The 14,072-nt window shown below is 48.5% G+C and carries 8 protein-coding genes and 1 pseudogene; 4 read left to right on the top strand and 5 right to left on the bottom strand.

Translation table 11 applies throughout. The annotated features are described in order from the left end of the window. Positions 1-58 precede the first annotated feature (58 nt). A complete protein-coding gene (locus tag FJD32_RS20490; RefSeq protein WP_181159793.1) occupies positions 59-1,549 on the bottom strand; it encodes a permease in 1,491 nt (496 codons plus the stop codon). Positions 1,550-1,551: 2 nt separating this feature from the next. Then, the gene (gene zntR / locus FJD32_RS20495) at positions 1,552-2,025 is read right to left on the bottom strand and encodes a Zn(2+)-responsive transcriptional regulator (RefSeq protein ID WP_055648703.1); all 474 of its coding nucleotides are present in this window, start codon (positions 2,023-2,025) and stop codon (positions 1,552-1,554) included. A 335-nt stretch (positions 2,026-2,360) separates the two neighbouring features. Here zntR and purH point away from each other — a divergent pair, with 335 nt between their 5' ends. From purH to FJD32_RS20515, 4 genes are all read left to right on the top strand, one after another. After that, entirely contained in the window at positions 2,361-3,959 is a 1,599-nt protein-coding gene (gene purH, locus FJD32_RS20500) for a bifunctional phosphoribosylaminoimidazolecarboxamide formyltransferase/IMP cyclohydrolase (protein ID WP_055648704.1), read from the top strand. A 105-nt stretch (positions 3,960-4,064) separates the two neighbouring features. Next, positions 4,065-5,363 (top strand): phosphoribosylamine--glycine ligase, encoded by a 1,299-nt coding sequence (gene purD / locus FJD32_RS20505; RefSeq protein WP_140906842.1) that lies wholly within the window; start codon positions 4,065-4,067, stop codon positions 5,361-5,363. Positions 5,364-5,542: 179 nt separating this feature from the next. Beyond that, on the top strand, positions 5,543-8,752 hold the full coding sequence (locus FJD32_RS20510) for an ImpA family metalloprotease (RefSeq protein ID WP_140906843.1): 3,210 nt from the start codon (positions 5,543-5,545) through the stop codon (positions 8,750-8,752). Between the two features lie 182 nt (positions 8,753-8,934). Next, positions 8,935-9,156, top strand: coding sequence for a hypothetical protein (locus FJD32_RS20515; RefSeq protein ID WP_037413589.1), 222 nt, complete (start codon positions 8,935-8,937; stop codon positions 9,154-9,156). Here the strand turns inward: FJD32_RS20515 and FJD32_RS20520 are convergent. From FJD32_RS20520 to hemE, 3 genes and pseudogenes are all read right to left on the bottom strand, one after another. Further along, positions 9,153-9,956, bottom strand: a complete 804-nt coding sequence (locus FJD32_RS20520) for an SDR family oxidoreductase (protein WP_055648707.1) — start codon at positions 9,954-9,956, stop codon at positions 9,153-9,155. The two genes, FJD32_RS20515 and FJD32_RS20520, sit on opposite strands and share 4 nt — an antisense overlap. Positions 9,957-10,031: 75 nt before the next feature. Then, positions 10,032-12,603, bottom strand: a pseudogene (gene pdeB, locus FJD32_RS20525) (cyclic di-GMP phosphodiesterase PdeB). A 384-nt stretch (positions 12,604-12,987) separates the two neighbouring features. Beyond that, positions 12,988-14,052 (bottom strand): uroporphyrinogen decarboxylase, encoded by a 1,065-nt coding sequence (hemE, locus tag FJD32_RS20530; RefSeq protein ID WP_037413592.1) that lies wholly within the window; start codon positions 14,050-14,052, stop codon positions 12,988-12,990. Between the last annotated feature and the right edge of the window lie 20 nt (positions 14,053-14,072).

Consider the following 14,072-nt stretch of genomic DNA (forward strand, 5'->3'; position numbering starts at 1 on the left):
TTAGGCTTTACCATAAAAATCCCCAGTCATTGCTGGGGATTTTTATTTAGCGTTAGCGCTATGAACAGCAATCGCTGCGGCGTAACCAGCTTCTTGGGATCTTCTCAAACACCACTTTCGCCATCAACAACGCCAGTACTATGCCCGAGGTGGCCACTAACCAACTTGGTAGCATTTGGTGTTCATGACCAATCTGTGGCATTACCTCAAAGCCAAAGTTCGCCACTAGATAGTTCACTAAGGCACCAGCTATTAAGGCAACACCTAACACACCGCCAAGATAGCCATAGAGCGCACGCTTACCCAGCTCCTTAGTCACTACACCTAAAGTAGCGATATTGGTTGCAGGACCTGCCATCATAAACACCAGCACGGCGCCGGGGGACACGCCAGCGAGTAACAAGCCCGCGGCAATCGGCGTCGAAGCCGTTGCGCAGATATACATAGGCACAGACACTAGCACCATCACCAGCATGGCCAGCAACCCATCGCCCCACTTAGCCAAAAAGTCAGCAGGAACATAGGTTTGTACTAATGCTGCGAAGAATAAACCCACCAGCAGCCAGAGGGTAGTATCACGCACCAGATCCGTCGCCGCATATTTAAGCCCAATACCAATACGTGCAATCACAGATTCAGACTTCAACTCAGTCGCCATATCCTGAGTCGACGCACAGCAGCTCTCGCCTTCGGCTTGATGGCTCTCAGCCGTTTTCGCGCTTGAGCTACCACAACAAGCGCCCTTCTTCACTACGACTATTTTTTCAGGCGCGGCAGTTTGAGTGCCACAGCATGAACCAGCATTTTCAACCTTGACCGCACTGACTTTAGCCGCATTAACCATACCGACAGTGCCCATACTTGAGCCACTAACTGCCATTAGACTAGGCTTAGCCATAGGTGTCATTTTGATTTTCGGTTCGGTTGATGGCGCTTTCGCGTTATCACTGCCGCAACAGGAAGATTTGACCGGCGTAATTGCAGGCGCCTTAGTCGAGGCGCAGCAGCGTTTTACCGCTTCGGCTTTTACCACTGTCTCTGGTGACGGGGATTTTGAGGCGCAGCATGAAGCGACAGGCGCAGCGCTAGCTAATGCCTTGTCTGACTGAACCTTGTCTGACTGGGAATCGGCCTTAACCGCAGGTTTGCCATCGTCATCATCACGTCCCACCAGTAAGCCCGCAACAATGGCACTGGTGATCGCCGCAATTGGGCGCACTATTGCCATAAAAGGGCCGAGTAACACGTAGGAAACCGTTACTGAGTCAACCCCAGTTTCAGGAGTGGAGACTAAAAAGGAGGTGGTTGCCGCTTTCGATGCCCCAGAGCGGCGCAGCCCCACGGCGGCGGGGATCACACCGCAGGAACACAGAGGTAAAGGCGCGCCCAATAATGCTGCCTTGACCACGGTTTTAAAGCCATGTCCGCCGAGCTGCTTTTGCATCCAGGCCATAGGCACGAATACTTTAAGTAAACCCGCCAGAATCAAGCCAAGCAACAGCCAAGGGGCGGAATCTAAAAACAGATCGATAAAATTCTTCAGTAACATAATTAATTCCCTGACTTATCTAGGGTTGTAGCTCTGTGGACTGCACCATGATCATGCTCAACGCGAACTCGTTCGGTACTCGACTCTAGCGCCTCTAAAATCGAGCAATGTTCGGCACTACGAGGCCCGCCGCAGCAGGCATCCGACAGACTCTGTAAGCTGGTTTGAAAATGCAATAACTCGGCAATCTTCGCCTGTACCTGCGCCAGCTTGAGGTCCACCATGCCCTTTACATCGGCACAGACCCAATTGGATTTATCAAGATCGATAGACAACAGCTCACTGATTTCACTTAAGGTAAAACCCACCGTCTTCGCCCGCAGAATAAAACGCAGCCGCGCCGCGTCGGCATCGGTATAGACCCGATAGCCAGAGTCGGTTCGGCTCGAAGGCGAAAGTAGACCGTGTTTCTCATAGAATCTGAGGGTATCGGCCTTCACCTCGCATAAATCGGCTAACTCACCAATTCGGTACATAGTTAATCCTTTGCAGTTTTACTCGAATCTTCTCAAGCAACACTGACAATCAATATGATGGAGCGAGTATAAACCTTAGAGCCTACTCCAAGGTCAAGGGCTATTTTCAAATTTACACTTCACCCCAAAATCATTCCACTTTGTTCTGATATCAATATTGTGAAATCGCGCAGAAAAAACACCCGTAAATCCCGTTTTACGGTAGAATACGCGCGCCTGACGTTGGGACAAAAAATATAAGTAGGACCAAGGGGCTTTTGGAAAGCAGAACCGATTGAAGTTGTTCTGTTTTCCGAAAGATCCTTGAAACTAAAATAACTGGACCCTGTACCCAAATGACTGTTGCAAATAATGCCAGACCCATTCGTCGCGCGCTGTTAAGCGTTTCAGATAAAACCGGAATTCTCGAATTCGCCAAAGCATTACACGCCCAAGGCGTTGAACTGCTGTCAACGGGCGGTACCGCTCGCTTGTTAGCGGATAACGGCGTGCCTGTTATCGAAGTATCTGACTATACAGGACACCCTGAGATCATGGATGGTCGCGTTAAAACCCTGCACCCGAAAGTGCATGGCGGCATTTTGGCGCGTCGCGGTCTTGATGAAAATGTCATGGCTGCTAACAATATCAATGCAATCGATCTGGTTGCGGTTAACCTCTACCCCTTTGCCGATACCGTTGCTAAAGCTGGTTGCACCTTAGAAGATGCGATTGAAAACATCGACATCGGTGGCCCGACTATGGTGCGCGCTGCGGCGAAAAACCATAAAGACGTGACTATCGTGGTAAATGCGGCCGACTATAATCGCGTATTAGCCGAAATGGCCGCCAACAATGGCAGCACGACTCACGCAACCCGTTTTGATTTAGCGATTGCCGCCTTCGAACACACTGCGGGTTACGATGGCATGATCGCCAATTACTTCGGCACTATGGTTCCAGCGCATAGCACTGATGAGTGCTTCGAAGACTCAAAGTTCCCACGCACCTTCAACACTCAATTAGTGAAGAAGCAAGATCTGCGTTACGGTGAAAACAGCCACCAAACTGCGGCCTTCTATGTTGACACTAAGATCGACGAAGCCTCAGTCGCAACGGCAGTTCAACTGCAAGGTAAAGCACTGTCTTACAACAATATCGCCGATACCGATGCCGCCCTTGAGTGCGTGAAAGAGTTCAGCGAACCCGCTTGCGTTATCGTTAAACACGCTAACCCATGTGGTGTTGCACTGGGTAAAGATCTGCTCGATGCCTATAACCGCGCCTATCAAACTGACCCAACGTCAGCCTTTGGCGGCATTATCGCCTTCAACGGCGAGTTAGATGCAGCAACCGCTAGCGCTATCGTTGAGCGTCAATTCGTTGAAGTGATTATTGCGCCAGTCGTGAGCCAAGGCGCCCGCGATGTAGTGGCCAAGAAAACCAACGTGCGTCTGTTAGAGTGCGGTCAATGGGATACTAAGACCAAGACCTTAGACTATAAGCGCGTAAACGGTGGCCTGCTGGTGCAAGACCGCGACCAAGGCATGGTTGGCTTAGATGACATTAAAGTCGTGACTAAGCGTCAACCGACCGAGAGCGAGCTGAAGGACTTAATGTTCTGCTGGAAAGTGGCTAAGTTCGTTAAATCTAACGCGATTGTTTACGCTAGAGACGGCATGACCATCGGTGTCGGTGCCGGCCAAATGAGCCGCGTCTACAGCGCTAAGATTGCCGGTATCAAGGCTGCCGATGAAGGCTTAGAAGTGGTTAACTCTGTGATGGCGTCCGATGCCTTCTTCCCATTCCGCGACGGTATCGATGCCGCAGCGGCGGCGGGCATTAGCTGTATCATCCAACCGGGTGGCTCAATGCGCGATGCTGAAATCATCGCCGCTGCCGACGAGCACGGCATGGCCATGGTAATGACGGGCATGCGCCACTTCCGTCACTAATGCCACCTACAGCCAGCACGCCAAGTGCTGGCTGTTTCGTTTATCGCACTCTGTAGCACTAAGAATCTAACCACAAGAATTTAAAACTCAAAGGGATGACTTAACATGAAAGTATTAGTTATTGGTGGCGGCGGCCGCGAACATGCCCTAGCTTGGAAAGCGGCACAGTCGGCTCAGGTAGACACAGTCTATGTTGCACCGGGTAACGCGGGCACAGCCCTCGAGCCAAAGTTAGAAAATATCAACATCAGCGCAACGGATATTCCTGCACTGCTCGATTTTGCAAAAACTAATCAAATCGAACTCACCATCGTCGGCCCGGAAGCGCCACTGGTATTAGGCGTGGTCGATGCCTTTAACGCTGCGGGTTTACCTATTTTCGGCCCAACGAAGGCGGCAGCTCAGCTCGAAGGTTCAAAAGCCTTCACTAAGGACTTTTTAGCGCGCCACAATATCCCAACCGCCGGTTATAAAAACTGTTCCGAAATCCAAGACGCTAAAGCCTTCGTGCGTGAACTGACGGGCAAGACAGGCTATCCAGTAGTGATCAAGGCCGACGGTTTAGCCGCAGGTAAAGGCGTTATTATCGCCCAAGACCAAGCCGAAGCTGATGCTGCGATTGATGATATGCTCGCGGGCAACAAGTTTGGTAATGCCGGCTCACGCGTGGTCATCGAAGAGTTCTTAAAAGGCGAAGAAGCCAGCTTTATCGTGATGGTCGATGGCAAAAATATCCTCGCCATGGCGACCAGCCAAGATCATAAAGCTCGCGATAATGCCGATCACGGTCCAAACACTGGCGGCATGGGCGCTTACTCACCAGCGCCCGTGGTCACCCAAAGCGTACACGATTGGACAATTGCTAATGTTATCCGCCCAACGGTTGATGGCATGGCGGCTGAAGGCAATGTTTACACTGGCTTCCTGTATGCAGGTCTAATGATCGCACCAGACGGTAGCGCCAAGGTACTGGAATACAACTGCCGCTTTGGCGATCCAGAAACCCAACCTATTATGATGCGCTTAAAATCAGATCTGGTTGAACTCTGTTTAGCCGCAACCCGCGGCGAGCTAGATAAAGTCACCGCTGAGTACGACGAGCGCGCCGCAGTTGGCGTAGTACTGGCCGCAGGCGGTTACCCAGACGACTACCGCAAAGGCGATGTGATTGACGGCCTAAGCCTAGGTAATCACGATGCCAAGGTCTTCCACGCCGGTACTGAAATGAAAGGCGGCCATGTAGTCACTAATGGCGGCCGCGTGTTATGCGCTACAGCCTTAGGAAACACAGTGACCGAAGCACAAAAAGCCGCTTATCAATTGGTTGATGAAATCCATTGGGATGATGTGTATTTCCGTACCGATATTGGCTATCGCGCCATTGCCCGTGAACAACAGAGCTAAGGGTTAATCCCACTAAAAATACCGGCGTAATGCCGGTATTTTTATGCCTTAAATTTGACGATCGTCAAATTTAAGGTAATGATTTATATAAATTTTATTAAGATATTATCTACTTTAGCCCGTATTATTCCGCTACAATGCTGCATAATTGTTAATTCCAAAAATAATAAGGACTCCCTATGGAGATTAGACTTATATCTACCGCCATCGCCTTACTGATTGGCGGTTGCGGGGGCGGCTCTGAGGATGCGAGCACCACCACACCACCCGTTCAGCCACCGACTATCACCCAATATACCGCCAGTGCAAGTCAGGTATCGGGCGGCAAACTCACTCCCGCAAGCCAAAAAGTCGATTCGGGCAAAAGAGCCAGCTTTAGTGTTCAAGCGGACGCAGGCTTTGTACTAGAAAATATTAGTGGCTGTGGCGGTTCATTAGCCGAGTTAACTTATACCACAGCGGAGATGTCGGCGGATTGCACGATTACTCCAGCCTTTATCAGCAATGCTGAAAATGCCATTCGGCATCAAGATCATACCCTTGCCAGCGCTATTGAGCTGATTGACTTCAGCACTGCTGAACTGGCCAGAATTGATACCGTGCGTAAAACGCAAATCACCCAGCTCTATCAAGGTGTAGGTAGCAGCATTAGCTGGCATCCGACCCACGACTCCATTACCTTTTCGAGCTTTATGCCGGAAAACACTTTTACCCTACTGCCATCAAATGTGGATGGCAGTGGTGCCAGTGCTGTTCGCGGCCTAGTGATGGCGGGCGAGCAACAGGGACAACGTTATGCCGCTATGGGCGGCAACTTATTTAGCGTCAACACTTCTGCGCAGACAGATATACTGTTGAAAAATCTCATCTCATGGCTGACTAAAGGTGGCGATCAACAGGATGGACTCAGCATAGTCACGGCCCAAATGCCGAGCCGTGCCGACAGTTGGTATTTCCCCCATAACGAAGGGATCCGCACTTGGCTAAGCAAGTACTATCCCGATGCTCACAGTATCAATACCGCCAATAGCTGCGACTACAGCGCCCTCGCCAGCTGTATCGATACCTTAAAACCCGATTTAATCGTTATCAGCGATATTGACCGCGACAACCTAGGTTACGCGGGCATTCAAGCGGCGATTGCCAAAGCCAAGGCTGCGGGTATTCCCCTGCTACTCTCAAATTATCGACGCGAACAGAGCCCAATGCTCTCTCCCCTTTACCTTGAAATGGGGCTATCGACTGCGGGCAACTATTGGTCGAAACTCAACGCCGACAATCTGAGTGTAAGTAGCATTCTGGCTGAAGATAAAGCTCTTGAAGATGTTAAAAAACTACTGGCAAATCTGCGGGAGCAGCGCTTTGACACGCAGGTATTAAATGACTGCACAGGCAATTACTTAAGCTGTAATAGAAGCGCCTTTGTTGAGGCCTTTAAAGCGGGTGCCGACTGGTATCGCAGCAGCGCTGAAACCTTAGATATCAATGGCATTGATGTGTTTAGTCGCACTAACTTCCCACTGATAAAGGCCGGTTTACTGCTCGCCGATAAATACCGTAGTGAAATTGATTATCCCATCGCCTACAGCGAGTTCACCCAATGGCAGCAAGCACTATTTGCCGATTGGACAGTGAGCTACGCCCGCGCCCATAACCTTGCCCAAGCCGATTTAGGGGAATATGTCACCGACAGAGCCAATCTAAGTAAAGGCACTAATGCTCACTACGCTTATCCGGCCACAGTATCAGAGCGCAAAACCATTAGCGTACCTTATACGGGTCAATGGACCAGCTCAGGCTGGTACGCCTTACCGGGACAAACCATCACGCTCAGTCGTTTGGATAGCACCAATGCCAACGTCGAAATTAAGCTCAATTATCATAGACGCAATACCAACCGCGCCTTTGAACAAAAGGTTTATCGCGCGCCGCTTGAGTTAGCGCAGCAGCGCCTTAAGCTCGCCAAAGGGCAAAGCATCGAGTTTTCAACCCCCTATGGCGGCCCGATTTATTTCTATATCAGTGGCGGCGAAGGCGCGCTCAGTGTCGATGTGCAAGCAAAAAATGTGGCTAAGCACCCGAGCATCATGGATTTTTCTAATCCTGCTGAAATCACGGCCTTCAATGACAAAATCCAAAACACTGAGCTGCCCCATGTGGATCTGCGCACTGATGGCGCTGAACAGCATTTACGCCGCGACCGTTTTATGAATGCCATTGGCGGTAAGATCCCCGATGTTACCGCCTTGCTCAAAAGCATCGTCGAGGACCATATCAATAGTGTTTACACCTTAGCAGGACTTAAGATCCAAGGTAAAAGCTTAAGTGAGTCGTTACCCGCCGAGGTGCTATCAAGCTGTCAGGCGCTGTTTGGCGCCGATTGCACCGATGCCAGTCTGCATACCCGCAGCATCATCCAACACGCTAACTATGACCAGAATGCCCAATGTGGATCGGGTTGCAGTGGCAATCCTTGGGATGCCGCCTGGAATATTTCACCCACGGGTTGGGGAGATAACCATGAACTTGGCCATAATCTGCAAACCAACCGCCTCAATGTGCAATATGCCACTGTCGCCAATAGCGATAATTGGACAGGTTATGGCAGCCGTGCAGGAGAAAACTCCAACAATATCTTCCCCTATGTGGTGCTATGGAAGACCCATTATTTGCGTGATGGTAATACCAACACCATCAATGATGGTCATATGAATCACAAAGATCTCTTTTATGTGTTTATGTCCGATGCCATAGGCACTAAGGATACCAGTGGCAAACGTGTAGTCTTTGGCGCTAACTGTAAAGTGTTAGATATCGGCGAAGACCGATATACCGCACCTTGGGCAAGTAATGATTATGCGGTACATAATGGCTATCGCATGGGGTTTTATATCCAAATGGCCCTCAAGGCCCATGGCATGACGCTAAGTGATGGCACAACCTTAAGTAATGGCTTTAATCTCTTTACCTTGCTGTATCAGCATAGCCGTATTTTCGGTAAATACGCTAATAACGCCAGCGATTGGGAGGCAAACCGCAGTAAACTCGGTTTTGACTTGTTCCCCTTCGATGGCCATAGCGTCTACGGTGGTAAAACGGTCAGAGATATTCCTGGCAATGACTTTATGTTGGTTTCCTTAAGCAAACTCACAGGCAAAGATTGGCGCAGCCATTTCGATATGCTAGGACTGCGTTACTCTAGTCTTGCAGCCATGCAAGTCACAGCAAACGCCACCCTTGGCACGGTACCAATGGGTATGTATGAGCTCGAAACTGATTTACCACCCGCTAATATGAGCCAAGGCTTAACCTTTATCCCACTGTCACTGAGCGATAGCAGCACACTTTGGAAAGGCACAGGCTCACCTAACCAATGCGCGAAACCTTAATACCCTAGACGTTAAAACACTAGACGTTAAGACACTGAAAATTAAGTGCAATAAAAAATAAACCTCGCAAATGCGAGGTTTATTTTTGCCTAAAAGCGTGATCTAACGCACACAAGTTGCGAAGTGGATAGCGCACTATTTGACCTCTATAATGATATCCAATAATAAATCAGGGGTTTTCTATGGGTTATTCAATCAAAGACATTATTTATCAAGGCGAAAAGTCCGGCGTGCATAATTGGCAAACACTGTCGGGACAGAATTTTTACTGGCATCCTGACTGGCTTCATATTGCCGAGGATCTCACAGGCCATAAGGCAACAGCCAACATCCAAGCTGATGGTGATAAGGCAACCCAAAATGAAGCTGAACAAGCCATCGTTAAACACCTCAATAAAAGCTAATGGCCTGAGGCAATTGCTTTACGGGCTATTTTATCGATTAAACCCGGTGCAATCAGCTTAAGCCAACGCCCGAGCCGGCCGCGAAGAGAAGTGATAAGCTGCCGGCCTCGGGTTGCTATCACGGGTAGCATCATGTCGGCACATTGCTCTGCGGAAATAATTTTAGCTTCCTGCATTGGCGATTTACCGAGTGGCTTACCCGCACCATCTAAGGCTCGCTTATGGATTTGCGAGACGACAAAATCAGGGCAAATCACCGTCACGGCCACATTATCGTCAGCAAGCTCAATCCGCAGCGAATCAAAAAAACCGATAACTGCATGCTTAGACGCCGCATAACCACTACGAGTCGGTACGCCTGTTAACCCAGCCACCGAAGCCACCACCACTACCTGACCTTGGCTCGACTTTAAATAGGGTAAGGCGGCATGGGTCAAATAGGCAGGGCCTAAGTAATTAACGCGCATGATATCTTCAAGAACCGCTAGTTGGGTTAACTCATCAAAACGCGACCACATCGTCATGCCCGCATTATTAACCAAAATATCGAGACGGCCATAATGGGCAATCGTGGCTTGAATTAAGTCTTCACACTGGGAGGCACTGCTAACATCAGCGGCAAAAACAAAGGGAGTAGGACCATAGTTAGCAATTTCGAGGGCAAGTGAGGCAAGACGCGTTTCATTGCGAGCACTCAATACAAGTTGGCATCCTACCCGCGCCATGGCAATCGCCAGCGCACGACCAATACCTTCAGAAGCCCCTGTAATAATAACCACTTTACCCGTCAGTCCATCCATAACCATATCCTTGTTACTAATATGTTAACTTTGGTTAAGGGTAAATTGGCATAATCACCTAAAAAGCGCAATCCCCTATGCGCGTTGCGCTAAGCTCATCTCAAACTGCTCACAATAACTTGCTAGAGGTTGCGGCCGTCCTATCGCATAACCTTGAGCATAGTTGATACCAATCGCTTGTAATCTCTCGATAATCTCTTGGTTTTCTACAAATTCGGCAACCGTCTCAATTCCCATTACTCGGCAAACGTCTTGAATAGATTTCACGATGGCATAGTCCTTGGCATTGACGGCAAGGTTTTTAACAAAGCAGCCGTCGATTTTGACGTAGTCCACGGGCAGTTCGCGTAAATAGCCGTAGGAAGCAAAGCCACTGCCAAAATCATCCAATGCAAAGGAAAAACCGAGTTTGCGCAATTGCCTGAGCATTTCCATGCCGCGGTGACGGTTTTGAATCGCAGTCGTTTCGGTTATTTCAAAGCAAACGCATTGGCTAGGAATATCAAAAATCTGCTGCTGCTTAGCAATATATTCCACCATGCCTTCGGCGCCGAGACTATTGCCCGAAAGGTTGATTGAAATGCAGTGATCCGGCCAAAGCTGCGAATTTAGCGACAGCCATAAAAAGGCTTTACGTATCACTTCTTTATCAATTTCAGGCATCAACTTAAAACGCTCCGCGGCAGCAATAAACTGGGCAGGCGCCAAAATGCGACCACAAGGCTCTTGGATCCTGAGCAAAATCTCCATCCGTTGGCGTTTAGAACTCGCACCTAATCCTTGGATGGGCTGGTAGTAGAGCAAGAGTTCATTTTCCTCAATTGCTTGGGCAATACGCATCGCCCATTTAGGCGCATTACGCTGGTAGGTCAGTTCTTTATCTTTATCATCATAAATATGGATTTGATTGGCGCCCTTAGCTTTAGCGGCAATACAAGCGATATCCGCATCCTTGAGTAATTCCTGCGCATTGATATAGGGCGCACGCCCAAAGGCAACACCAATACTTAAGCCGACTTTGTAGTTGCAATTTTTATCGTGTAACACTTGCAACGATACCTGGGTAATAATGTGTTTTAGCAACTGCACAACGGCTAACGCCGAGCGATCGCAGATCACCAGTCCGAACTCATCCCCACCTAAGCGAGCGAATAACTCCTGAGGCCCAAGACATGATTGGATTGCCTTAGCGACCATGGCCAGCATGCCATCACCTGCAGTATGGCCACAACTATCATTGATCAACTTAAACTGCTCTAAATCCAAATAACATACCGCAAGGCTCCTCGTTTGACCGGCGAACTCGGGCAGTTGTTCTTCAAACGCTTGGCGATTAAGTAACCCGGTAATACCGTCAAAGTTTGCACGTTTTTGTAGCTGGTGCTTAAGGCGTTCTTCTTGGGTGATATCCCGCAGTACCACTACAGTACCGACAATCTCTTTTTCATGATTAAGCACATTACTAATGCTACGTTCAATAATCCGTGGCGTTGTGGTTAGCAGTTTGATTTTAGCGACTTGAGGTGTCGTTTCGCCAAGGCGAATACAGTGAAATACCGCTTGATTTAACTGCTCTCCAGCCTTTAATAAGCTAGCAAGACTCTCACCAACGGCATCACAACTGGCCACATCAAGCAGTGTTTCAGCCTTTGGATTCATGTAAATGACGTTTGCATCGATGTCGGTCAAGATAACGGCTTCAGCAATCGACTCTAAGGTTATTTTACCGCGCTCTTTCTGCTGATAAATCCTCGCGAGTAAGCTGTTTACGCGATTCGCCAATACAGATAACTCTTCATTACCCTCGCTGGTCACAGGCCGATATACACTCGCCATAGGATCAACGAGCGCTAATTGCTGCATCAAGCTATTAAGGGGCTGTAACAGGCCTGAACGCAACCAAACATAACCCAAGGCGACAATGAATACCCCCCAGCAATATCACCGCAAGCGACACCCAGTCGAGACTAAGCTTTACATCTCGAAAAGGATCATCAGAAAATTCAACCTGAAGATAGATTGGTTGTTGACTAATGAGACTCGGCAGCGCAACCGAACTTGGATGTAAGGTATTATGTGTTGTTACAGCATTAGACATGCTGATCCGCGCGACAAGGGAGGTTTGGGCGTATTCCAGTAGATCGCGCTCAGTAAGTTGCCGCACTAACAGCACATACTCACCCAAATGTGAAGCGACCGCAGTGACGACATATCCTTTATCGCCAATTAAATAGGCGCTGGCAAACTCAGGCTTAGCCTGCGTCGTTATCGCCTTGGCGATTTCCTGCCGATTCACATCAGCTATTGATTGCTCATTTTGAAAAACACTCTGCAAATTTCCATCTCGCAGAATAAACCAACTTAAATTGGCAGACATGGAGCTCTCAAGCCACGAAGACTCGAGAGATTTTAACTGCTCGCTATCGAGATGAGCTAATGGGGAGGCATAAATATTAGTGAGAAACCCTAACCGATCGACATCGATGCGGAACTGCTGCTGAATATTCGCTAGCTCGCGCTGTACATTATCCTGACGTAACAATTCGACCCTATGGTCAAACCAAACCCCGAGGCAATAGGAGACAAGCACAACGGCTGGTAAACAGAACCCTGCAATAAATACCAATATTTTGTTGCCTATGTGCATCTTTTACCACGGCTTACGTAATTAAATTAACAAACGGCTTTATTTAGTCCCTTATAGCGCCATGCAACATATCTCATTTGCAAATAGTATTAAATATCACTTTGCTTTATCCGTTGCTAAAGTAGGCAATAGCATGCATTTAATTGCTTTAAACGCCTTTGATTTAACGCAGCTATTCGATAAAAAGTTTTAAAAAGTTAGATGGTAACCGAGCTCCAATGCACTAACACCGCGGAGACATACGCTATAAAGCACGCGATTAATTAATGCACTCGCTAAACCACAAGTTAATACCCAATTAACAACGCCCAAGTGGAAGTTTCTGACGCTGTGATAAACGCCATAAAAAACGGACCCTCAGGTCCGTTTGTTATTTAGTGCAGCTTATTTATGATACTGCTTAGATTGAGCGTGAACCGCCTTAATAAAGGCACCTGCATGCTCTGGGTCCACATGCTGGTGAATACCATGGCCTAAGTTAAACACATGGCCTGTACCTTCACCGTAGCCAGCCAGAATTTGAGCGACTTCTTCTTCGATACGTGGGATTGGTGCATATAACATGGATGGATCCATGTTGCCTTGCAGAGCAACTTTATGACCAACACGGCGACGGGCGTCAGCAATATCGACAGTCCAGTCTAAACCTAAAGCATCACAGCCCGTTTCAGCCATCGCTTCTAACCATAAACCACCGCCCTTAGTGAATAAGGTCACTGGCACTTGGCGGCCATCAGCAAAGCGAGTTAAGCCATCAACAATTTTCTGCATATAACGCAGTGAGAACTCACGGTAAGCAGTGTGCGATAACGCGCCGCCCCAAGAGTCGAAAATCATTAAAGATTGCGCACCATTAGCTACCTGTGCGTTTAAATATAAGGTCACTGAATCTGCAAGCTTATCAAGCAACATATGCAATGCAGCAGGCTCGGCGTAGGCCATTTTCTTAATTTTTTCGAAGGTTTTGCTCGAACCGCCTTCAACCATGTAAGTGGCTAGAGTCCAAGGAGAACCAGAGAAGCCGATTAATGGCACTTGGCCATTCAGTTCACGACGAATCGTGCTAACGGCCTTCATCACATAACCCAGCTCATCTTCTGGGTCTGGGATTGATAATTTTTTGATGGCATCGATAGTATCTGTTGGGCGCTCAAAACGTGGGCCTTCACCCGCCTCAAAATACAGACCTAATCCCATTGCATCGGGAACAGTCAAAATGTCGGAAAACAGAATCGCCGCATCCAGCTCATAACGACGCAGCGGTTGTAGTGTCACTTCACAGGCCAATTCATGGTTTTTACATAAAGACATGAAATCGCCCGCTTGAGCGCGAGTCGCTTTATATTCAGGAAGGTAGCGGCCTGCTTGACGCATCATCCAAACCGGAGTCATATCGACAGGCTGTTTTAATAGGGCGCGTAAATAACGATCATTCTTTAATTCTGCCATTTGGCTTGATTCCTAGACTT

Origin of the sequence: Shewanella sp. LC6 (assembly GCF_006385735.2) — a bacterium.
In the GTDB taxonomy this organism is placed as follows: domain Bacteria; phylum Pseudomonadota; class Gammaproteobacteria; order Enterobacterales; family Shewanellaceae; genus Shewanella; species Shewanella xiamenensis.

Excerpts from the sequence above, each read along its gene's own strand:
- zntR (WP_055648703.1), bottom strand. The coding sequence starts at position 2,025 with ATGTACCGAATTGGTGAGTTAGCCGATTTATGCGAGGTGAAGGCCGAT.
- FJD32_RS20510 (WP_140906843.1), top strand. The coding sequence starts at position 5,543 with ATGGAGATTAGACTTATATCTACCGCCATCGCCTTACTGATTGGCGGT.
- FJD32_RS20515 (WP_037413589.1), top strand. The coding sequence starts at position 8,935 with ATGGGTTATTCAATCAAAGACATTATTTATCAAGGCGAAAAGTCCGGC.
- FJD32_RS20520 (WP_055648707.1), bottom strand. The coding sequence starts at position 9,956 with ATGGATGGACTGACGGGTAAAGTGGTTATTATTACAGGGGCTTCTGAA.
- purD (WP_140906842.1), top strand. The coding sequence starts at position 4,065 with ATGAAAGTATTAGTTATTGGTGGCGGCGGCCGCGAACATGCCCTAGCT.
- purH (WP_055648704.1), top strand. The coding sequence starts at position 2,361 with ATGACTGTTGCAAATAATGCCAGACCCATTCGTCGCGCGCTGTTAAGC.
- hemE (WP_037413592.1), bottom strand. The coding sequence starts at position 14,052 with ATGGCAGAATTAAAGAATGATCGTTATTTACGCGCCCTATTAAAACAG.
- FJD32_RS20490 (WP_181159793.1), bottom strand. The coding sequence starts at position 1,549 with ATGTTACTGAAGAATTTTATCGATCTGTTTTTAGATTCCGCCCCTTGG.